12 protein-coding genes and 3 pseudogenes are annotated in these 19,876 nt (G+C 59.6%); 8 read left to right on the top strand and 7 right to left on the bottom strand.

All coding sequences use genetic code 11. The features are described 5' to 3' along the window. The first annotated feature begins 71 nt into the window (after nt 1-71). A complete protein-coding gene (gene putA, locus ACYZTR_RS03190; protein ID WP_461976371.1) occupies nt 72-4,022 on the top strand; it encodes a trifunctional transcriptional regulator/proline dehydrogenase/L-glutamate gamma-semialdehyde dehydrogenase in 3,951 nt (1,316 codons plus the stop codon). A 226-nt stretch (nt 4,023-4,248) separates the two neighbouring features. Beyond that, entirely contained in the window at nt 4,249-6,051 is a 1,803-nt protein-coding gene (locus ACYZTR_RS03185) for an acyl-CoA dehydrogenase (protein WP_461976369.1), read from the top strand. Between the two features lie 118 nt (nt 6,052-6,169). Here ACYZTR_RS03185 and ACYZTR_RS03180 read toward each other — a convergent pair whose 3' ends face one another. The 4 genes and pseudogenes from ACYZTR_RS03180 to ACYZTR_RS03165 form a co-directional block, all read right to left on the bottom strand. Then, nucleotides 6,170-6,901 carry a methyl-accepting chemotaxis protein gene (locus tag ACYZTR_RS03180; RefSeq protein WP_461979568.1) on the bottom strand — a complete coding sequence of 244 codons (732 nt, stop codon included), beginning with the start codon at nt 6,899-6,901 and terminating at the stop codon, nt 6,170-6,172. Between the two features lie 135 nt (nt 6,902-7,036). Beyond that, nucleotides 7,037-8,062, bottom strand: a pseudogene (locus ACYZTR_RS03175) (HAMP domain-containing protein); the annotation flags it as partial. Between the two features lie 145 nt (nt 8,063-8,207). After that, nucleotides 8,208-8,510 (bottom strand): cell division protein ZapA, encoded by a 303-nt coding sequence (locus ACYZTR_RS03170; protein WP_149416844.1) that lies wholly within the window; start codon nt 8,508-8,510, stop codon nt 8,208-8,210. Then, complete coding sequence (locus tag ACYZTR_RS03165) at nt 8,507-8,737, bottom strand: hypothetical protein (protein WP_461976366.1); 231 nt, start codon at nt 8,735-8,737, stop codon at nt 8,507-8,509. The genes ACYZTR_RS03170 and ACYZTR_RS03165 overlap by 4 nt, the downstream gene beginning before the upstream one ends. Nucleotides 8,738-8,946: 209 nt before the next feature. On the opposite strand from ACYZTR_RS03165, the pseudogene ACYZTR_RS03160 reads away from it, so the two are divergent. From ACYZTR_RS03160 to selO, 5 genes and pseudogenes are all read left to right on the top strand, one after another. Next, a pseudogene (locus tag ACYZTR_RS03160) lies at nt 8,947-9,783 on the top strand (MCP four helix bundle domain-containing protein); the annotation flags it as partial. Further along, the gene (locus tag ACYZTR_RS03155) at nt 9,766-10,638 is read left to right on the top strand and encodes a methyl-accepting chemotaxis protein (RefSeq protein WP_461979566.1); all 873 of its coding nucleotides are present in this window, start codon (nt 9,766-9,768) and stop codon (nt 10,636-10,638) included. The pseudogene ACYZTR_RS03160 and the gene ACYZTR_RS03155, both read left to right, overlap by 18 nt. A gap of 159 nt (nt 10,639-10,797) precedes the next feature. Beyond that, nucleotides 10,798-12,540: a potassium/proton antiporter gene (locus ACYZTR_RS03150; RefSeq protein WP_461976364.1), complete on the top strand. Its 1,743-nt coding sequence runs from the start codon at nt 10,798-10,800 to the stop codon at nt 12,538-12,540. A 34-nt stretch (nt 12,541-12,574) separates the two neighbouring features. Next, a complete protein-coding gene (mscK, locus tag ACYZTR_RS03145; protein ID WP_461976362.1) occupies nt 12,575-15,925 on the top strand; it encodes a mechanosensitive channel MscK in 3,351 nt (1,116 codons plus the stop codon). 48 nt (nt 15,926-15,973) lie between these two features. Beyond that, nucleotides 15,974-17,437: a protein adenylyltransferase SelO gene (gene selO / locus ACYZTR_RS03140; RefSeq protein WP_461976360.1), complete on the top strand. Its 1,464-nt coding sequence runs from the start codon at nt 15,974-15,976 to the stop codon at nt 17,435-17,437. Between the two features lie 6 nt (nt 17,438-17,443). On the opposite strand, the gene ACYZTR_RS03135 is transcribed toward selO, so the two are convergent. Together ACYZTR_RS03135 and ACYZTR_RS03130 are read right to left on the bottom strand one after the other, a co-directional pair. Further along, complete coding sequence (locus tag ACYZTR_RS03135; RefSeq protein WP_347802502.1) at nt 17,444-17,845, bottom strand: helix-turn-helix domain-containing protein; 402 nt, start codon at nt 17,843-17,845, stop codon at nt 17,444-17,446. Continuing rightward, the gene (locus tag ACYZTR_RS03130) at nt 17,842-18,138 is read right to left on the bottom strand and encodes a type II toxin-antitoxin system HigB family toxin (protein ID WP_282379825.1); all 297 of its coding nucleotides are present in this window, start codon (nt 18,136-18,138) and stop codon (nt 17,842-17,844) included. Before ACYZTR_RS03130 ends, ACYZTR_RS03135 begins: the two co-directional genes overlap by 4 nt. A 196-nt stretch (nt 18,139-18,334) precedes the next feature. Between ACYZTR_RS03130 and trxC the strand changes: the two genes are divergently transcribed. Next, entirely contained in the window at nt 18,335-18,769 is a 435-nt protein-coding gene (trxC, locus tag ACYZTR_RS03125; protein WP_461976358.1) for a thioredoxin TrxC, read from the top strand. Between the two features lie 7 nt (nt 18,770-18,776). Here the strand turns inward: trxC and ACYZTR_RS03120 are convergent. Further along, nucleotides 18,777-19,548 (bottom strand): annotated as a pseudogene (locus ACYZTR_RS03120) (ParA family protein). Between the last annotated feature and the right edge of the window lie 328 nt (nt 19,549-19,876).

Raw genomic sequence — 19,876 nt, 5'->3', positions numbered from 1 at the left:
CTCGAGAGTTGCGCAGCTAATCTTGCCGCCAGCTGATGCCACGCGGTCGTGGCAAACATGAGGATAAAAATATGGCTACCACCACCCTTGGGGTCAAACTTGACGACCCGACCCGCGAGCGCCTCAAGGCCGCCGCGACCTCGATTGATCGCACGCCGCACTGGCTGATCAAGCAGGCAATTTTTAATTACCTGGAAAAACTCGAGGGTGGTGCAACCCTGACCGAGCTGAACGGTTTGACCAAGGATTCCGACGACGTCGTCGATGCGCCTCTGGATCACGCCCACCAATGCTTCCTCGAGTTCGCAGAAAGCATCCTGCCGCAATCGGTGCTGCGCGCCTCGATCACCGCCGCCTACCGTCGCCCTGAGCCGGAAGTGGTGCCGATGCTGATCGAACAGGCGCGTCTGCCTGCTGCGATGGCCGAAGCCACTAACAAGCTCGCCTCCTCGATAGCCGAGAAGCTGCGCAATCAGAAGAGCGCCGGCGGCCGTGCCGGGATTGTTCAGGGCCTGTTGCAGGAATTTTCCCTGTCGTCCCAGGAAGGTGTAGCACTGATGTGCCTCGCCGAAGCGCTGCTGCGCATCCCGGACAAAGGCACGCGTGACGCACTGATTCGCGACAAGATCAGCACCGGCAACTGGCACCCGCACTTGGGCAACAGCCCGTCGCTGTTCGTCAACGCCGCTACTTGGGGCTTGTTGCTGACCGGCAAACTGGTCGCCACCCATAACGAAGCCGGCCTGACGTCGTCCCTGAGCCGCATCATCGGCAAGAGCGGCGAGCCGATGATCCGCAAGGGCGTCGACATGGCCATGCGCCTGATGGGCGAACAGTTCGTCACCGGCGAAACCATCGCCGAAGCCCTGGCCAACGCCAGCAAGTTCGAAGCCAAAGGCTTCCGCTATTCCTACGACATGCTGGGTGAAGCTGCACTCACCGAACACGACGCCCAGAAGTACCTGGCCTCGTACGAACAAGCCATCCATTCGATCGGCAAAGCGTCTCACGGTCGCGGGATTTATGAAGGGCCGGGCATTTCCATCAAGTTGTCGGCACTGCACCCGCGTTACAGCCGTGCCCAGTACGAGCGCGTGATGGACGAGTTGTACCCGCGCCTGCTGTCGCTGACCCTGTTGGCCAAGCAATACGACATCGGTTTGAACATCGACGCCGAAGAAGCCGACCGCCTTGAGCTGTCGCTGGATCTGCTGGAGCGCCTGTGCTTCGAGCCGCAACTGACCGGCTGGAACGGCATCGGTTTCGTGATTCAGGCTTATCAAAAGCGTTGCCCGTACGTGATCGATTACGTGATCGACCTGGCTCGCCGCAGCCGTCATCGCCTGATGATCCGCCTGGTGAAAGGCGCGTACTGGGACAGCGAAATCAAGCGCGCCCAGGTCGAAGGCCTGGAAGGCTATCCGGTCTACACCCGCAAGGTGTACACCGACGTTTCCTACATCGCCTGCGCCCGCAAACTGCTGTCGGTGCCGGAAGTTATCTACCCGCAATTCGCGACGCATAACGCCCACACGCTGTCGGCCATTTACCACATCGCAGGTCAGAACTATTACCCCGGCCAGTACGAGTTCCAGTGCCTGCACGGCATGGGTGAACCGTTGTATGAACAGGTTGTAGGCAAAGTTTCCGAAGGCAAGTTGAACCGTCCGTGCCGCGTGTATGCACCGGTCGGCACTCACGAAACGCTGCTCGCGTATCTGGTACGTCGCCTGCTGGAAAACGGCGCAAACACCTCGTTCGTCAACCAGATCGCCGATCAGTCCATCTCGATTCAGGCGCTGGTGGCCGATCCAGTGGCCAGCATCGAGCAGATGGCGATGCTGGAAGGCGGCTTCGGCCTGCCGCACCCGCGTATCCCGCTGCCGCGTGATCTTTATGGTGCCGAGCGCGCCAACTCTAGCGGCATCGACATGGCCAACGAACATCGCCTGGCTTCGCTGTCCTGTGCTTTGCTGGCGACCGCTCACAACCACTGGAAAGCTGCGCCGATGCTCGGTTGCGCGTCCAGCACTGAAACGCCGGCGCCAGTCCTGAACCCGTCCGATCTGCGTGACGTGGTCGGCCATGTGCAGGAAGCCACTGTCGAAGACGTCGACAACGCGATCCAGTGCGCCCTGAACGCTGCGCCAATCTGGCAGGCCACTCCGCCCGCCGAACGTGCCGCGATTCTGGAGCGTGCCGCCGATTTGATGGAAGGCGAAATCCAGCCGCTGATGGGCCTGCTGGCTCGCGAAGCCGGCAAGACCTTCGCCAACGCCATCGCCGAAGTGCGTGAAGCCGTGGACTTCCTGCGTTATTACGCGGTGCAGGCTCGCAACGATTTCACCAACGACGCCCACCGCCCACTGGGTCCGGTGGTCTGCATCAGCCCGTGGAACTTCCCGCTGGCGATCTTCAGTGGCCAAGTCGCTGCAGCACTGGCCGCCGGTAACCCGGTATTGGCCAAGCCTGCGGAACAAACGCCGCTGGTCGCCGCTCAAGCCGTGCGTTTGCTGCTCGAAGCCGGGATTCCGGAAGGCGTGCTGCAACTGCTGCCGGGCCGCGGCGAAACCGTTGGTGCTCGTCTGGTCGGTGACGATCGGGTCAAAGGCGTGATGTTCACTGGCTCCACCGAAGTCGCTCGCTTGCTGCAACGCAACGTCGCTGGTCGCCTGGATGCTCAGGGTCGTCCGATTCCGCTGATCGCCGAAACCGGTGGCCAGAACGCGATGATCGTCGACTCCTCGGCACTCACCGAACAAGTGGTGATCGACGTCGTGTCGTCGGCCTTCGACAGCGCTGGTCAACGTTGCTCGGCGCTGCGCGTCTTGTGCTTGCAGGAAGATTCCGCTGACCGTGTCATCGAAATGCTCAAAGGTGCCATGGCTGAATGCCGTCTCGGCAACCCAGAGCGCCTGTCCGTGGACATCGGCCCGGTGATCGACGCCGAAGCCAAGGCGGGCATCGAGAAGCACATCCAGGCCATGCGCGACAAAGGTCGCAGCGTGTACCAGGTGGCAATCGCCAATAGCGAAGAAGTCAAACGCGGCACCTTCGTGATGCCGACCCTGATCGAGCTGGAAAGCTTCGATGAGCTGCAGCGTGAGATTTTCGGCCCGGTCCTGCACGTGGTTCGCTACAAGCGCAAAGACATCGATCAGCTGATTGGCCAGATCAACGCGTCCGGTTACGGCCTGACGCTGGGCGTGCACACGCGCATCGACGAGACCATCGCCAAGGTGATCGACAACGTCAACGCCGGTAACGTCTACGTGAACCGCAACATTGTGGGTGCCGTGGTTGGTGTGCAGCCGTTCGGCGGCGAAGGTTTGTCGGGTACCGGTCCGAAAGCCGGTGGTCCGCTGTACCTGTATCGCCTGCTGTCGACGCGTCCTACCGGTGCGATCGAACAGTCCTTCGCTCGCGGTGATGCCATCACAGCACCGGACGTTCGTCTGCGTGATGCCATGAGCAAACCGCTGACTGCCCTGAAGGCCTGGGCCGACAGCAACAAGTTCGCTGGCCTGAGCGCCCTGTGCGTGCAGTTCGCGGCGCAATCGCAAAGCGGGATCACCCGTGTACTGGCGGGCCCGACCGGCGAGCGCAACAGCTACGCCATCCTGCCGCGCGAACACGCGCTGTGCCTGGCGGAAGTCGAAGGCGATCTGCTGACTCAACTGGCAGCGGTATTGGCTGTTGGCGGTTCGGCGGTATGGCCGGAAGCGGAATTGACCAAGGCGTTGTTCGCACGTCTGCCGAAGGAAGTTCAGGCACGAATCAAGCTGGTTTCCGACTGGAGCAAGGACGAGGTGGTGTTTGATGCGGTTCTGCATCACGGCCATTCCGATCAGCTGCGTGCGGTCTGCAAGCAGGTGGCCAAGCGTGCAGGTGCGATTGTTGGGGTTCATGGTCTGTCGCAAGGCGAAACCAACATTGCGCTGGAGCGCCTTGTGATCGAGCGGGCGTTGAGCGTTAACACTGCGGCGGCGGGTGGTAACGCCAGTTTGATGACTATTGGCTAAACCCTCCTCGTGATCGTTCCCACGCTCTGCGTGGGAATGCCTCCTGTGACGCTCTGCGTCACGCCGTTTGGGGACGCGGAGCGTCCCGGGCTGCATTCCCACGCGGAGCGTGGGAACGATCATGCCCTACCCTCGTTTGGCCTCTCCATCACGCTCATCAATCATCCTGTTCACCCCGCCCTTCCCACGCCTAGACTCGGTCCATCCCAAAAAAAGGTAGGCCGACATGTCCGAGACGTTGCTCAGTTCCCGCAATCTGGCTTTCGAGCTGTATGAAGTCCTCGATGCCGAGGGCTTGACTCAGCGCGAGCGTTTCGCCGAGCACAACCGCGAGACGTTCGACGCCGCCATCGACACTGCCCGCACTATCGCCGAGAAGTTCTTCGCCCCGCACAATCGCAAGGGCGACGAGAACGAGCCGCGCTATGAAGACGGTCAGGCGATTCTGATTCCGGAAGTGAAACCGGCGGTGGATGCCTTCCTCGAAGCCGGTTTCCTCAACGCGGCGCGCAGTTTCGATGCGGGCGGCATGCAACTTCCTACGCTGTTGTCCCAAGCCTGCTTCGCGCACTTTCAGTCGGCCAATGCGGCGTCGACCTCTTATCCGTTCCTGACCATGGGCGCGGCGAACCTGATCGAAAGCTTTGGTACAGATGAGCAGAAGCAACGCTTCCTGCAGCCGATGATCGATGGCCGCTTCTTCGGCACCATGGCCCTGACCGAGCCACATGCTGGCTCGTCGCTTTCAGATATTCGTACCCGCGCCGAGCCTGCGTCTGACGGCACCTATCGCTTGAAGGGCAACAAGATCTTCATCTCCGGCGGCGATCACCCGTTGTCGGAAAACATCGTGCACATGGTGCTGGCGAAATTGCCGGACGCACCGGCCGGGGTGAAGGGTATTTCGCTGTTCATCGTGCCCAAGTTTTTGGTCAACGATGACGGCAGTCTCGGCAAGCGCAACGACGTGCTGCTGGCCGGCTTGTTTCACAAAATGGGCTGGCGCGGCACCACCTCCACTGCACTGAATTTCGGCGATAACGGCGAGTGTGTCGGCTACCTTGTGGGCACGCCGCACCATGGCCTGAGCTACATGTTCCAGATGATGAACGAAGCGCGGATCGGCGTCGGCATGGGTGCGGTGATGCTCGGTTACGCCGGTTATCTGTATTCCCTGGAGTACGCCCGCGAGCGTCCGCAGGGTCGCGTGCCGGACAGCAAGGACCCGAACACTGCGCCGGTGGCGATCATTCAGCACGCCGACGTCAAACGCATGTTGCTGACTCAGAAAGCCTACGTCGAAGGCTCGTTCGATCTCGGGCTGTACGCGGCGCGGCTGTTCGATGACACCACGACCCTTGAGACTGAAGCCGAGCGCAAACAGGCCCATGAGTTGCTGGATTTGCTGACACCGATCGTCAAATCCTGGCCGTCGGAGTTTTGCCTGAAAGCCAATGAACTGGCGATCCAGATACTGGGCGGCCACGGTTACACCCGCGAATATCCGGTGGAGCAGTACTACCGCGACAACCGTTTGAACCCGATTCATGAGGGCACTCATGGCATTCAGTCGCTGGACTTGCTGGGACGTAAACTGGCGCAGAACGGTGGTTCTGGGCTCAAGCAACTGATTCGACTGATCGCCGACACTGCTGAGCGAGCGCAGGCGCATGAGTCGTTGACCGCGCTGCGTGAACCGCTGGAGAAACTGGTGGCACGCCTGCAAACGGTGACGATTGGTTTGTTGACGGATCTGGGGCAAGGCAAGGTCAACAGCAGCCTGGCGAACTCGGCGTTGTACCTGAAGGTGTTCGGGCACACGGTGATTGGCTGGCGCTGGCTGGAACAGGCGATTCGCGCCGAAGAAGGGTTGGCCAAAGGGAATGTGGCGGATGTGAGCTTCTATAAGGGCAAGCTGCAGGCGGCGCGGTATTTCCTGACGTGGGAAGTGCCGGGTTGTCACAATGAGCTGGCGATTCTTGAGGCGCGGGATGATGTGTGCTTGAGCATGCAAGATGAGTGGTTCTGATCCCTCACACTGATCGTTCCCACGCTCTGCGTGGGAATGCCTCAGGGGACGCTCCGCGTTCCAATGGGACGCGGAGCGTCCCGGGCTGCATTCCCACGCGGAGCGTGGGAACGATCAGTCAGGTAAGTTTGAAGCTACCCATCTGCCGCGCCAAATCATCCGCCAACCGCTGCAGCGTCTGACAATCCTCACGGCAAGCTCTCACTTCCCCCGCCGTTGCCCGGGCCAAATCGGAAATCCCCTGCACGTTGCGGTTGATCTCTTCGGTCACCGCTGACTGCTCTTCCGTCGCGGTCGCTACTTGATGGTTCATGTCGCTGATCCGCTCGACCTGCCCGGTAATCGCCGTCAACGACGCCCCGGTGCGCTGGCTCGACTCGACTCCGGTGCCCGTCGCTGATTGCCCGGAATGCATGGATGAAACCGCATTCTCCGCGCCCTGCTTGAGGCTGGCGATCATCTGCTGAATCTCATCAGTCGACGACTGAGTCCGCCGCGCCAACGTGCGCACCTCATCCGCCACCACGGCAAACCCTCGGCCCATGTCCCCGGCTCGCGCCGCTTCAATGGCCGCGTTGAGCGCCAGCAAATTGGTCTGCTCGGAAATCCCGCGAATCACCGCCAACACCTGATCAATGGACGCCACTTGATGGGCCAGCTCACCCACCGCACTCGCGGCGAGGCCGATTTCATCGGACATGCTTTCTATATGCCGGATCGAACCACCCACGATTTCCCGCGCTTGCATTGCTTCATCGCGAGCATTCTGCGAAGCGACGGCGGCATTACCCGCGTTCTGGGCGATTTCCTGCACTGTCAGGCCCATTTCGTGGACGGCGGTGGCGACCATGTCGGTCATTTCCTGCTGACGGCCGGAGCGTTCGGCGGTGTTATCCACTACGCGCGCCACCTGCCCGACGGCCGTGCGTAAACGCTCGCTGGTGGTCAACACTTCGCCAATCATGTCGCGCTGACTTTCCAGGAACCGATTGAAGCCACGAGCCAGGTCACCGAGCTCATCGGCGCGACTGGAATCTAACCTGTGGGTCAAATCTCCCCCACCGCTACCGATTGCTACCAGCGCTGCTGTTACCTGACGGATCGGCCGCACCAATCCCCGGGCCAGCAACACCACCAGCAACAGGCACACCAGCGCCACCGCCAGGCCGATGCCACTGCTCATCCACATCGCGCGGCGTGCTTCAGCGTAGATCTGCGACTGCGGCACTTCGGCCACCAACGTCCAGCCCAGATCACGCAGCGGCAGACTCAGCGCCAGATAATCTTCGCCATCGCGGACAAAGCTACTGTTGGTGGCAACTTTTTGACCCATCACCGCTTGTGCGGCCGTTGCACCAATTTGCTCGGCCAACGTGCGTTTGCCGCTGAATTGCGCTTCGGGATGAACCTGGATCAAACCGTCGGAACGCACGAGATAGACCTTGCCGCGCTCACCGAAGTTGAAATTGTGGATCAGCTCCGACAGCTCTTTCATGCTCAGGCCAAGCCCGGCGACACCCACGACTTTACCGGCCTGTTCGACCTTGAGGTCGATGAACAGCGCCAATTCACCGGTCGCGGTGTCATTGTCGATATTGAGGGTGCGCGGCTGATTGCTGTCGAGAAACGAGTAGAACCAGGCGTCTTTGGGGTTGGAACGGCTGAGGGTCCGGTCCAGGCCTTTTTCAGTGAAGTAATTGCTTGAGGCAGTGCCGACGATCAGCGCGGTAAAGGCCTTGTGCTCGGCGCGGATGCCTTCCAGATACTGCACGAACGTGGCGGTCTGGGCACTGTTTTCACCCCCGGCCAGCCAGTCGCGCACCATGCTATTGCTGGCGATGTCCTTGGCGGCGGTGAGGGGTTGAACGAGGATTCGTTCGATGTCGTTGCGCATCGCTTCGATGCTCGACGGCAGCGCTTGTTCGACCAGATAGCGCTGGGCAAGACGGTTGACCACGAGGGTATAAACGCCAACCACGATCAGAATACTGACCAGCAGGGCGGTGCCCATACTCAGGATCAACTGCCATTGAATACTGCGTCGCCAGAACTGCATGGTGCACCCCCAAAGAATAAGAGGCTGAAACGCTGCAACAGCCGTGCCGATTGTATACAACGCAACCGACAATTTATTCTTTGGTTGTGCGCAAAGCCGATCAGGCCTGATTGATCGTCTTGGAGATCACTTCAACCGTGGCGCTGACTTGCTCTTGGTAACGGTCGAGTTCCTGCTTGTGCTGTTTCTGCATTTCGATCTGCTGGGAACACAGATTCATCGCCGCCAGCACCAGCAAGCGATCACCGATCAGCGTCGGGTACTTCTTTTTGGTGTCGGCCAGGGCAGCCTTCAGCATTAATGCGGCGTCCAGCAGGGTTTGCTCTTCCCCGGCCGGTGCCTTGATCGAATAGTCCTCCCCCAGGATCGAGACGACTTTTACCCCTGCGGCGCCGTGACTCATGCGCTGACTGGGCCGGCGCTGACGCGCTCAACCAGGGCCTGGATGCGTGCGGCGGTGGCGCCTTGTTTCTCTTCATGTTCCATCAGGCTCAGCTGCAGGCTTTCGTTTTCATCCTTGGCCTGGGCCAATTCTGCACTCAGGGTTTGGTTGGTGCCGAGCAGGGTCTGGTTCTGTTGCACCAGGTCGCTGACCAGCTGTTCCAATTGGCTTAGGGATGCTTCCAACATTTTGATTTTCCAAGCATTTTCAAGGGGCGCGTACGATAAAGAAAAGTCACCACGGATGCCAGGGATATCCAGGCGCAAGGCCTTGATTTTGCTGGCGGGCGACCTTCCTCGCGAACTTTAAAGACTGTGATAGGCGGATCTGGTTCCTGCACTTCGTCGCCCGAGCGGTTGTGCGACAAATACGCGCAGGGGCTCAAGACTTTAGTCGTATGACCGATAAGTCACCCATACGTCAGTCTCAGCGCGGCACGGATGCGCTCTTTTCGGTAAATACCATGTCCCTTCGTAATATGAATATCGCTCCGCGGGCGTTCCTCGGTTTCGCCCTGATTGGCGGTTTGATGCTGGTTTTGGGGGTGTTTGCCTTGAACCAAATGAGCAAGATTCGCGGCGCCGGTGAAGACATCGCTTCCATGAGTGTGCCGAGCATTAAGAGCCTCGACGAATTCACTCAGCTGACACTGCGCCTGCGGGTGCTGTCTTACCGTTTGCTGGTGAACCGCGAACCTGATGTTCAACAGAAGACTATTGACCTGTTCGACCTGCGCAACCAGCAGATCCGCGAGGCGCAGAAAGTCTATGAGCCGCTGATCGATGGTCCGCAAGAACGCGGCGCTTACGATAAGTACGTGCAGTTGCTGGCGCAGTATCATCAGCTTGAAGAGCGGATGAAGACGTTCTCGCGCAACAATCAGGTCGACGACCTGCGCAAGATGCTGAACACCGAGTTGCTCGCCAACTCCGAAGAGGTCAACGCGGCCCTCGCGAAGCTGCTGGAGATCAACACCCAGCAAATCGAGAAAACTGACCAGCGCGCCGGCGATCAGTATTCGACGTCGTTCAATCTGGTGATCACTTTGCTGGTCATCGCCAGCGGCCTGACCCTGCTTTTCGCCTGGTTGCTGACCAACAGCATCACCAAGCCGATCGCTAATGCCCTGAGCGCCGCCGAAGAAATTGCCGAAGGCAACCTGACTCGCCCGATCACAGTCGACGGTGAGGACGAAGCCGGCCGTTTGCTGCTGGCCATGTCGAAGATGCAGGACAAGCTGCGCGACACCCTGCAACGGATTTCCGGCTCTGCCACGCAACTGGCGTCTGCCGCTGAAGAGCTCAACAGTGTCACTGACGAAAGCGCCCGTGGCCTGACCCAGCAGAACAACGAAATCGAACAGGCCGCCACCGCCGTCAATGAAATGACCAGCGCCGTAGAAGAAGTCGCGCGCAATGCCGTCAGCACTTCCGAAGCCTCGAAAAACGCCACCACCTCTGCCGGTGATGGTCGCGACCTGGTGCAGGAAACCGTCAGCGCCATCGAACGCATGAGCGCTGATGTGCAGAGCACCGCGACCCTGATTGGCGACCTGGCCAACGAGTCCCGTGACATCGGCAAAGTGCTGGACGTGATTCGCGGCCTGGCTGACCAGACCAACCTGCTGGCATTGAACGCGGCCATCGAAGCAGCCCGTGCCGGTGAGGCCGGTCGCGGTTTTGCCGTGGTAGCTGACGAAGTTCGTGCCCTGGCCCATCGTACTCAGCAGTCGACCAGCGAAATCGAACGCATGATCGGCAGCATCCAGAGCGGCACCGAGCACGCGGTGGATTCGATGCGCAACAGCACCGAGCGCGCCGAGTCGACGTTGAACATTGCTCGTGGTGCTGGCATATCGCTGGACACCATTAACAGTGCGATCGTCGAAATCAACGAACGCAACCTGGTGATCGCCAGCGCCGCCGAAGAGCAGGCGCAGGTGGCCCGCGAAGTGGACCGCAATCTGGTGAACATTCGTGATCTGTCGGTGCAGTCGGCAACCGGGGCGAATCAGACGAGTGCTGCCAGCAATGAGTTGTCGCGGTTGGCGTTGGACCTGAACAATATGGTTGGGCGGTTTAGCCTGTAACGGCTACACCACCTCTGTGGTCCCACCCGGCTCAAGCGGGTGTACATGATCACCGTCAAAAGCTTTTTGACAGCATCACATTTCAACAGGTTAGAATCGCTGGCACGCAGACTGCATGGTCCGTTTGTGCCCGCCTTTCAGCTTTCTGGAGTACTGCCTTTGAATGCGACGACCATCAACAGCCTGTTCTTGATCGGCGCGTTGCTGGTAGGTGCGAGCATTCTGGTGAGCTCACTTTCATCGCGCCTCGGTATCCCGATTCTGGTGATCATCCTCGCGGTGGGCATGTCGGCCGGCGTCGACGGTGCCGGAATTGTTTTTGATAACTACCCAACGGCTTATCTGGTCGGCAACCTCGCCCTGGCAGTCATCCTGCTCGACGGCGGCTTGCGCACCCGGGTTTCCAGCTTCCGCGTGGCGTTATGGCCGGCGCTGTCGCTAGCGACGGTCGGGGTGTTGATTACCACCGGGCTGACCGGCATGGCAGCCGCCTGGCTGTTCAACCTGAACCTGATTCAGGGCCTGCTGGTCGGCGCGATCGTCGGCTCCACCGACGCCGCGGCGGTGTTCTCGCTGCTCGGCGGCAAAGGCTTGAACGAACGGGTCACCGCCACCCTCGAGATCGAGTCCGGCAGCAACGACCCGATGGCGGTGTTCCTCACCGTAACCCTGATCGACATGCTCGCCAGCGGCCAGACCGGCCTGCACTGGAGCCTGCTCGGGCACTTTATGCGTGAATTCGGCATCGGTGCCGTCATCGGCCTGGGTGGCGGCTGGGTCATGCTGCAACTGGTCAACCGTATCCACTTGGCCACCGGCCTTTATCCGATTCTGGTCATTGCCGGCGGATTGGTCGTGTTTGCCCTGACCAACGCCTTGCACGGCAGCGGCTTTTTGGCGGTGTACCTGTGCGGCCTGGTCATCGGCAACCGCCCGGTGCGCAGCCGCCACGGCATGTTGCACATGCTCGATGGCATGGCCTGGCTGGCGCAAATCGGCATGTTCCTGGTGCTGGGTTTGCTGGTGACGCCCCATGACTTGTTGCCGATTGCCCTGCCCGCTCTGGGTCTGGCGCTGTGGATGATTCTGTTTGCCCGGCCGTTGTCGGTGATGGTCGGTCTGCTGCCGTTCAAGGCGTTCCATGGGCGCGAGAAAGCGTTCATTTCCTGGGTCGGGTTACGCGGCGCGGTCCCGATCATTCTGGCGGTGTTCCCGCTGATGGCCGGCCTGCCCAACGCCCAGCTCTACTTCAACCTCGCCTTCTTTATCGTGTTGGTGTCGCTGCTGGTGCAGGGTACGAGCCTGCCATGGGTGGCGAAGCTTTTGAAAGTGACCGTTCCGCCGGAGCCTGCGCCGATCTCCCGCGCCGCCCTGGAAGTGCACGTCACCAGTGAGTGGGAGCTGTTCGTTTATCGCCTCGGCGCCGAGAAATGGTGCATCGGCTCGCCCCTTCGGGAACTGAAAATGCCCGAAGGCACTCGCATTGCAGCCCTCTTTCGTGGCCAGCAACTGCTCCATCCGTCGGGTAGTACGGCGCTCGAAGTCGATGATTTGCTGTGTGTAATCGGCCATGAACACAACCTCCCGGCCCTCGGAAAACTCTTCAGTCAGGCACCGCAACGAGGCCTCGATTTGCGCTTCTTCGGCGACTTCGTACTTGAAGGAGACGCCCAGCTGGCCGCGGTTGCTGCGTTGTACGGATTGAAAGTGGAAGGCATCGACCCGGACATGTCCCTGGGCCATTTCATTGCCCAGAAAGTGGGCGGTGCACCCGTGGTCGGTGACCAGGTGGAGTGGAACAACACCATTTGGACCATCGCGGTCATGGAAGGGAACAAGATCGGCAAAGTGGGCGTCAGATTCCCCGAAGGAAGTCGCCCGGGTCCGGGCTTGTTCCTCTAAACTCCATTCTTCGTCTCGTTTTCGATCGGTCTCTATGTCAACCCTGCGCACCTTTTTCATCATGGCCCTACTGGGCTTGAGTCTTTCTGTCGGTACATTGCAAGCGGCCGAACCGCCGTCCAGCGCAGCCGTGCAGGCGAACCTGGACAAGATCGCCGACCGTAAACTGCCGGAAGCCGATCAGAAAGCCCTGCAATCCATCCTGCAAAACACGCTGACACAACTCAATAACCAGCGTGACTACGAGCAGAGGCTGGCCGATCTCAAACGGCAACTGGCCAGCGCCCCGAAACAGAACATCGAGAACCAGCGAGAACTGACCAAGCTCAAAGCCACCAAAGTGCTGCCGGTGCCGCAGCGCTATGCCAAAGAGCCTGTTCAGCAACTGGAGCAGATGCTCACTGAGCGCTCCACTCAGCAAAGCGATCTGCAGAAGTCCTTGGCCGACGCCAACAGTCTGGTCACTACCGCCCAGACCCGCCCCGAGCGCGCCCAGGCCGAAATTTCTACCAGCCAGACGCGCATCCAGCAGATCAACAACATCCTCAAGTCGGGCAAGGACAACGGCAAGACCGTGACCCCCGAGCAACGCGACCTGCTCAACGCTGAGCTCGCGGCGCTGAATGCCTTGATCCCGTTGCGCCGCCAAGAACTGGCCGGCAACAGTCAACTGCAAGACCTGGGCAACAGCCAGCATGACTTGTTATCGGAAAAATCCGATCGTCTGGATCAGGAAAGCCAGGAGCTGCAAACCCTGATCAACCAGAAGCGCCTGGCTCAGTCTCAGGAGACGGTGACCCAGCAGTCCATCGAAGCGCAGAAGGCCGGTGGCAGCAGCCTTTTGGCCACCGAAAGCGCGGCCAACCTGAAGCTGTCTGACTACCTGCTAAAAAGTACCGACCGCCTCAACGAAGTCACCCAGCAGAACCTGCAGACCAAGCAGCAGCTGGACAACGTGACCCAGAGCGATTCGGCGCTGGAAGAGCAAATCAACGTGCTCAAGGGCAGCCTGTTGCTCTCCAAGATTCTCTACAAACAGAAACAGGCCCTGCCACTCCTCAAGCTCGACCGCGACCTGGCCGACCAGATCGCCGACATTCGCCTCTATCAATTCGAAGTCAGCCAGCAACGGGAACTGCTCAGCAACCCGGCCACTTACGTCGACAATCTGCTGTCTACCCAACCGCCGGAGCAAGTTACCCCGGCGTTGCGCAAGAGCCTGATGGAGCTGGCCACGACCCGCGTCGACCTGCTGGAGCGGTTGAACCGCGAACTGAGCGCGGTGCTCAACGAATCCATCACGTTGCAACTCAATCAGAAACAATTACTCAGCACTGCCCAAAGCCTGCGGGCGACCCTCGATGAGCAGATGTTCTGGATCCCCAGCAACAAACCGCTGGACCCGGAGTGGATGCGCGGCATACCGGAGCGCCTGGAGCGTCAGGTCACCACCCTGCCCTGGGCCTCGAGCCTGAGCGAATTGACTGACGGCCTGACCCAGCGACCACTGCTGTTCCTGCCGTTGGCGCTACTGATCGGCGCCCTGTTGTGGCGGCGCAAGAGCCTCTATGCCCGACTGAACAAGGTTCACCAGGACATCGGCCACTTCAAGCGCGACAGTCAGTGGCACACACCCCAGGCGATTCTGATCAACATTTTACTGGCGATGCCGGTGTCTCTGGGCCTGGCCTTGTGTGGCCTGGCCTTGCAAATCGACGCCCGCGGACAGAACGCCAACATGGGCGCGGCGCTGCTGCAAATGGCTCAAGCCTGGCTGGTGTTCTACACCGCTTACCGGATCCTCGCGCCGGGCGGCGTGGCCGAACTGCATTTCCGCTGGCAAAAACCCCAGGTCGAATTCCTTCAAGGCTGGGTCCGCCGGCTGGGGCTGGTGGTAATGGCCCTCGTCGCGGTAGTGGCGGTCGCTGAACTGCAACCGGCGGCGCTGGCCGATGATGTGCTCGGCATGCCGGTGGTGCTGACCTGCTACGCGTTGATGGCCTGGCTGCTAAGCCGCTTGCTGATCAGCAGCCCGACTCACCAGAACGCTTCGCTGTTCCGCAAGGCCGTGGGGATCATGTTCACGGTCCTGCCGGTCGCGTTATTCGTGGCGGTGTGCTTCGGCTATTACTACACCGCGCTGAAGCTCAGTGACCGGTTGATCAACACGCTGTACCTGCTGATGTTCTGGCTGGTGATCGAAGCCACCTTCGTGCGCGGCCTCAGCGTGGCGGCCCGCCGTCTGGCCTACCAGCGCGCCCTGGCCAAACGCCAGGCCGCGAAAGAGGCCGGCGACGGTGAAGCAGTGATCGAAGAGCCAACACTGGACATCGAGAAGGTCAACGAGCAGTCCCTGCGCCTGATCCGTCTGGCACTACTTGGCGGTTTCATAGCGGCGTTGTACTGGGCCTGGTCCGATCTGATCTCGGTGTTTTCGTACCTGGATAACGTCACCCTCTACGAATACACCAGCGGCACCGGCGCCAACATGAGCATGGTGCCGATCAGCATTGGCGACATGCTCGGCGCGGTCATCATCATCGGCATCACCTTCGCCCTCGCGCGCAACTTGCCGGGGCTGCTGGAGGTGTTGGTGTTGTCGAAACTGAACCTGGCTCAGGGCAGTGCGTACGCCACCACCACGTTGCTGTCTTACGTGATCGCTGGTGTCGGTTTCGTCTCGACCCTGTCGACGCTCGGCGTGAGCTGGGACAAGTTGCAATGGCTGGTGGCGGCGCTATCAGTAGGTCTCGGTTTCGGGATGCAGGAAATCTTCGCGAACTTCATCTCCGGGATCATGATCCTGTTCGAACGCCCGGTGCGGATCGGCGACACTATTACCATCGGCAACCTGTCGGGCACGGTGAGCAAGATCCGCATCCGCGCCACGACCATCACCGACTTCGACCGCAAGGACATCATTGTCCCGAACAAGACGTTCATCACCGGGCAACTGATCAACTGGTCCCTGACCGACACCATCACCCGAGTGACCCTCAAACTCGGCGTCGATTACGGCTCGGACCTGGACCTGGTGAAAGAACTGCTGTTGAAAGCCGCACGGGAGAACCCTCGAGTGCTCAAGGAACCCGAGCCGCTCGTTTACTTCCTGAACTTTGGCGAAAGCACCCTCGACCACGAACTGCGCATGCATGTGCGCGACCTCGGCGACCGTAACCCGGTGCTCGATGAGGTCAACCGCTTCATCAACCGCGAGTTCAAGAAGCAGCACATCAACATCTCGTTCCGGCAGATGGAGGTTTACCTCAAGAACCTTCACGGCCAGGAATACAAAATGGTGCCCATCGAGCCGGAAGTCAAAACCATCGTGCCGCTGGTTGATGGCAAATCGCCGCAAGAGCCACCACTGGCCAAGCTCGACTAAGTGGCTTATCCCTAGCAGAATGCTCGGACATTCTGCTGGAGATGGCCCTTGAAAGCCCTCGACGAACTGACCTTCGATAATCGTTTCGCCCGCCTGGGCGATACGTTTTCCGCCCACGTGCTGCCCGAACCCATCGACAACCCACGTCTGGTGGTAGCCAGCCCCGCCGCCATGGCGCTGCTCGACCTCGACCCTGCCGTGGCCGAAACCCCGGAGTTCGCCGAACTGTTCAGCGGCCATAAGCTCTGGGCCGACGCGGTCCCGAGGGCGATGGTCTATTCAGGTCATCAGTTCGGTTCCTACAACCCACAGCTGGGCGATGGTCGCGGTCTGTTGCTGGGCGAGGTTTACAACGAGGCCGGCGAGCATTGGGACCTGCACCTCAAGGGTGCCGGCCAGACGCCTTTTTCGCGCATGGGTGATGGGCGAGCGGTCCTGCGATCCTCGATCCGCGAGTTTCTCGCCTCCGAAGCGCTGAATGCCCTGAACATACCGACCACCCGCGCGCTGTGCGTAATCGGCTCCGACACGCCGGTGTGGCGCGAGAAGCAGGAGCGCGCAGCCATGGTCCTGCGCATGGCGCCGAGCCATGTGCGTTTCGGGCATTTCGAATATTTCTACTACACCAAACGGCCCGAGAAGCAGAAAGAGCTCGGCGAGCACGTGCTGACCCTGCATTTCCCGGAATGCCTGGAACAGCCGGAACCGTATCTGGCGATGTTCCGTGAAATCGTTGAGCGCAACGCTGAGCTGATCGCCAAATGGCAGGCCTATGGGTTCTGCCACGGCGTGATGAACACCGACAACATGTCGATCCTGGGCATTACCTTCGACTACGGCCCGTTCGCCTTCCTCGATGATTTCGACGCTAACTTCATCTGCAACCACTCCGATGACCAGGGTCGTTACTCCTACAGCAACCAGGTGCCGATCGGCCAGTGGAACCTCAGCGCCCTGGCCCAGGCCCTGACGCCGTTCATCAGCGTCGAAGCCCTGCGCGAAACCCTCGGCCTGTATTTGCCGCTGTACCAGGCCCATTACCTGGACCTGATGCGCCGCCGCCTCGGCTTCACCACAGCCGAAAACGATGACCAGACACTGCTGGAACAGCTGCTGCAATTGATGCAGAACAGCGGCGTCGACTACAGCCTGTTCTTCCGCCGCTTGGGTGAAGAATCACCTGAACTGGCCGTCGCCCGTTTGCGCGATGACTTCGTCGACATCAAGGGCTTCGATGCCTGGGGTGAGCTGTACATCGCCCGAGTTGCTCGTGACGGCGAGGTTGATCAGGCACAACGCCGCAAACGGATGCACGCCGTCAATCCGCTGTACATCCTGCGTAACTACCTGGCGCAGAAAGCCATCGATGCGGCGCAGAGTGGCGACTATTCAGAGGTGCGTCGGCTGCACGCAGTGCTGAGCAATCCGTTCGAGGAGCAGCCGGGGATGGAGAGTTACGCTGAGCGACCGCCGGAGTGGGGCAAGCATCTGGAGATCAGTTGTTCGTCGTGAGGCTGGTCAGATAAAGGTCTCCACTGACACACCGAAGCGCTCGGCCAACCAGCGGATCTGCCGCAGGTTGAGCTGACGCTTGCCGCTCAGAATCTCGGAGACAACAGACTGGGCGCCGACACCGGGCAAGTCGCTTTGGCTCAGACCGTGCTCGCGCATCAAGTAGCCGAGGACGTCGACACCGCTGGGTTTCGGCATTGGGTGATGCTTGTGATCCCATTCTTCGATCCAGTCACCGATGATATCCACAAGACTCATCAGCGGATGGGACTCGTCATCACCGGTCATCTCGAGCAACTCGTCCAACGCCCGCGCCAACATGTCATAGTCGTCTTCATTGTTTGGTTTGCGCAGCACAGGCGAGACAAACTCCCAATGCTCGGCAGCTCTTTTGATCAGAACACTCATGCTCTTTCCTCCTTCCATTTTCCGCGATCATATTCGCGGTGATCCAGCACATGCTTGATATAAAGCTTTTGCGATCGATACCTGACAAAAGCGATCAGCCGCAATTTATTGCCACCGATATCGAAAACGTGATGCTCACCCACCTTGTCGACAGCAGGAAAGATGGCTCTCATCGCCGCAAAATCCGATGGCTTACTTCCTTTGGCCAATTGATACCAATAATCCAATGCGGTGGCTGTATTTGGCCATTTGGTCTTGGCTTCACGTATTCGTTTTTCGGAAATGACATGCATGCAACATCCTTATCGCATTCTGCTATGGATAGTTAATCACAGACCAAAAATATCGCAAGTTGCGATATCAGTGCGCAGACCAACGGTCTCGCTCAGTACGACTCAGCCTAGTTTTATCGCCAGACGCTGCACGATTGAAAATATGAGCAAACGTCTCCAAATAGGAGTTATCGGCTTCTTTAACAGGACCATCCGCATGACTGACCCACTCCTCATCCCCTGCCCCCACTGCAACGGCCTCAACCGCATCCCCGCCTCGCGCCTCAACGACCACCCAAAATGCGGCCGCTGCAAGGCCGAGGTCCTGCTGAACAGACCCTTCGAATTAAAGCAAAGCGATTACGCCAGCCAGATCAAAGGCGATCTGCCGTTGCTGGTGGACGTTTGGGCGGATTGGTGTGGGCCGTGCAAGTCGTTTGCGCCAGTGTTTGAGCAGGCGGCGGTGCAATTGGCGGGCAAGTGTCGACTGGCCAAGCTGGACAGCGAGGCGAACCAGCAACTCTCGGCGCAGCTAGGGATCCGTTCGATCCCGAGTCTGATTCTGTTCAAGGACGGCAGGGAAGTCGCACGCCAGAGCGGGGCCTTCCCGTTGCCGCAGTTGATGAGCTGGTTGCGTAGCCAAGGGATCTGACGAGCAGTCAGGTGTTTTCCAGCAGGTTATGCAGATCGACGAATTGCTGCGTCAGCTTATGACGCGGATCGAGGTGGATCAGCGGCGTGTTGGCCTGGTGGGATTCACGCATGCGCACCGAACTGCCCAGGTACACCGGCAACACCGGCAGGCCTTCGGCGATCAGTTCGTCGAGGATTTGCTGGGGCAGGCTGGCGCGAGCCTGGAACTGGTTAACGACAATCCCTTCGACTTCCAGCCCTTCGTTGTGGTCCTCCTTCAATTCTTCGATCTCTGCCAACAAACCGTACAGCGCCTGACGCGAGAAGCTGTCGCAATCGAAGGGAATCAGCACACGATCAGCGGCAATCAAGGCCGATACAGCGTAGAAATTTAGCGCAGGCGGGGTATCCAGGTAGATGCGGTCGTAATCTTCCCCTAGCTCCTCAAGCAATTTGCGCAGCTTGTTGATCTTGTGTTTGGCCTCAAGCTTGGGCTGCAAGTCAAGCCAGTTCGGCGGTCGCGGTGATGACGTGGAGGTTGTCGAACGGGGTTTCGTAGATATCAACCTGGTTTTTCTTCGAGAACGGTCCGGAAGACAGGGTTTGTTTGAAAAAGTCGGCAATGCCCATCGGAATATCATCACCGGTGAGCCCCGTCAGGTACTGAGTGGAGTTGGCCTGAGCATCGAGATCCACCAATAGGGTGCGATAGCCCTCGCTGGCGCTGACCGCCGCCAGATTGCAGGCAATACTGGATTTGCCTACGCCACCTTTCTGATTGAACACCACGCGCCGCATGTCAAAACCTCCGTGTATCAAAGAATGACCGAGTGTAGTAGTCCACGGCGCTGCTTAGCTACCTCGCCGGCATCGGGACTACACAGTCAGGAGTGATCTTCCGCGGAAAAAACCGTGAACAAGTGCATCGCATGCTGACAGAGCCGACAGACAGGCCGGGCGCAATGTGGATAATGGCCATACGACAGCCATGCACGAACTAAGCGGTACATTTCATTGAGCAAAATGTAACCATCATTTGCTACACGCCCGCCGCAACGGGATAATGCGCGCCACTCGGCGCCAAGCGCCACGTATGGTAGTTCGCGTTTTTTGCGACTCACCGCGT

It is taken from the genome of Pseudomonas sp. Hz4, from assembly GCF_054898165.1.
Note: the sequence above shows the minus strand (reverse complement) of the source record. Positions and strands in the feature narration are given on the sequence as shown.

Bases quoted from the DNA above. Each gene is read 5' to 3' on its own strand.
- ACYZTR_RS03130 (WP_282379825.1), bottom strand. From the start codon at position 18,138: ATGCATGTCATTTCCGAAAAACGAATACGTGAAGCCAAGACCAAATGG.
- ACYZTR_RS03135 (WP_347802502.1), bottom strand. From the start codon at position 17,845: ATGAGTGTTCTGATCAAAAGAGCTGCCGAGCATTGGGAGTTTGTCTCG.
- trxC (WP_461976358.1), top strand. From the start codon at position 18,335: ATGACTGACCCACTCCTCATCCCCTGCCCCCACTGCAACGGCCTCAAC.
- putA (WP_461976371.1), top strand. From the start codon at position 72: ATGGCTACCACCACCCTTGGGGTCAAACTTGACGACCCGACCCGCGAG.
- ACYZTR_RS03185 (WP_461976369.1), top strand. From the start codon at position 4,249: ATGTCCGAGACGTTGCTCAGTTCCCGCAATCTGGCTTTCGAGCTGTAT.
- ACYZTR_RS03155 (WP_461979566.1), top strand. From the start codon at position 9,766: ATGTCGAAGATGCAGGACAAGCTGCGCGACACCCTGCAACGGATTTCC.
- ACYZTR_RS03180 (WP_461979568.1), bottom strand. From the start codon at position 6,901: ATGGTCGCCACCGCCGTCCACGAAATGGGCCTGACAGTGCAGGAAATC.
- mscK (WP_461976362.1), top strand. From the start codon at position 12,575: ATGTCAACCCTGCGCACCTTTTTCATCATGGCCCTACTGGGCTTGAGT.
- ACYZTR_RS03170 (WP_149416844.1), bottom strand. From the start codon at position 8,510: ATGAGTCACGGCGCCGCAGGGGTAAAAGTCGTCTCGATCCTGGGGGAG.
- ACYZTR_RS03165 (WP_461976366.1), bottom strand. From the start codon at position 8,737: ATGTTGGAAGCATCCCTAAGCCAATTGGAACAGCTGGTCAGCGACCTG.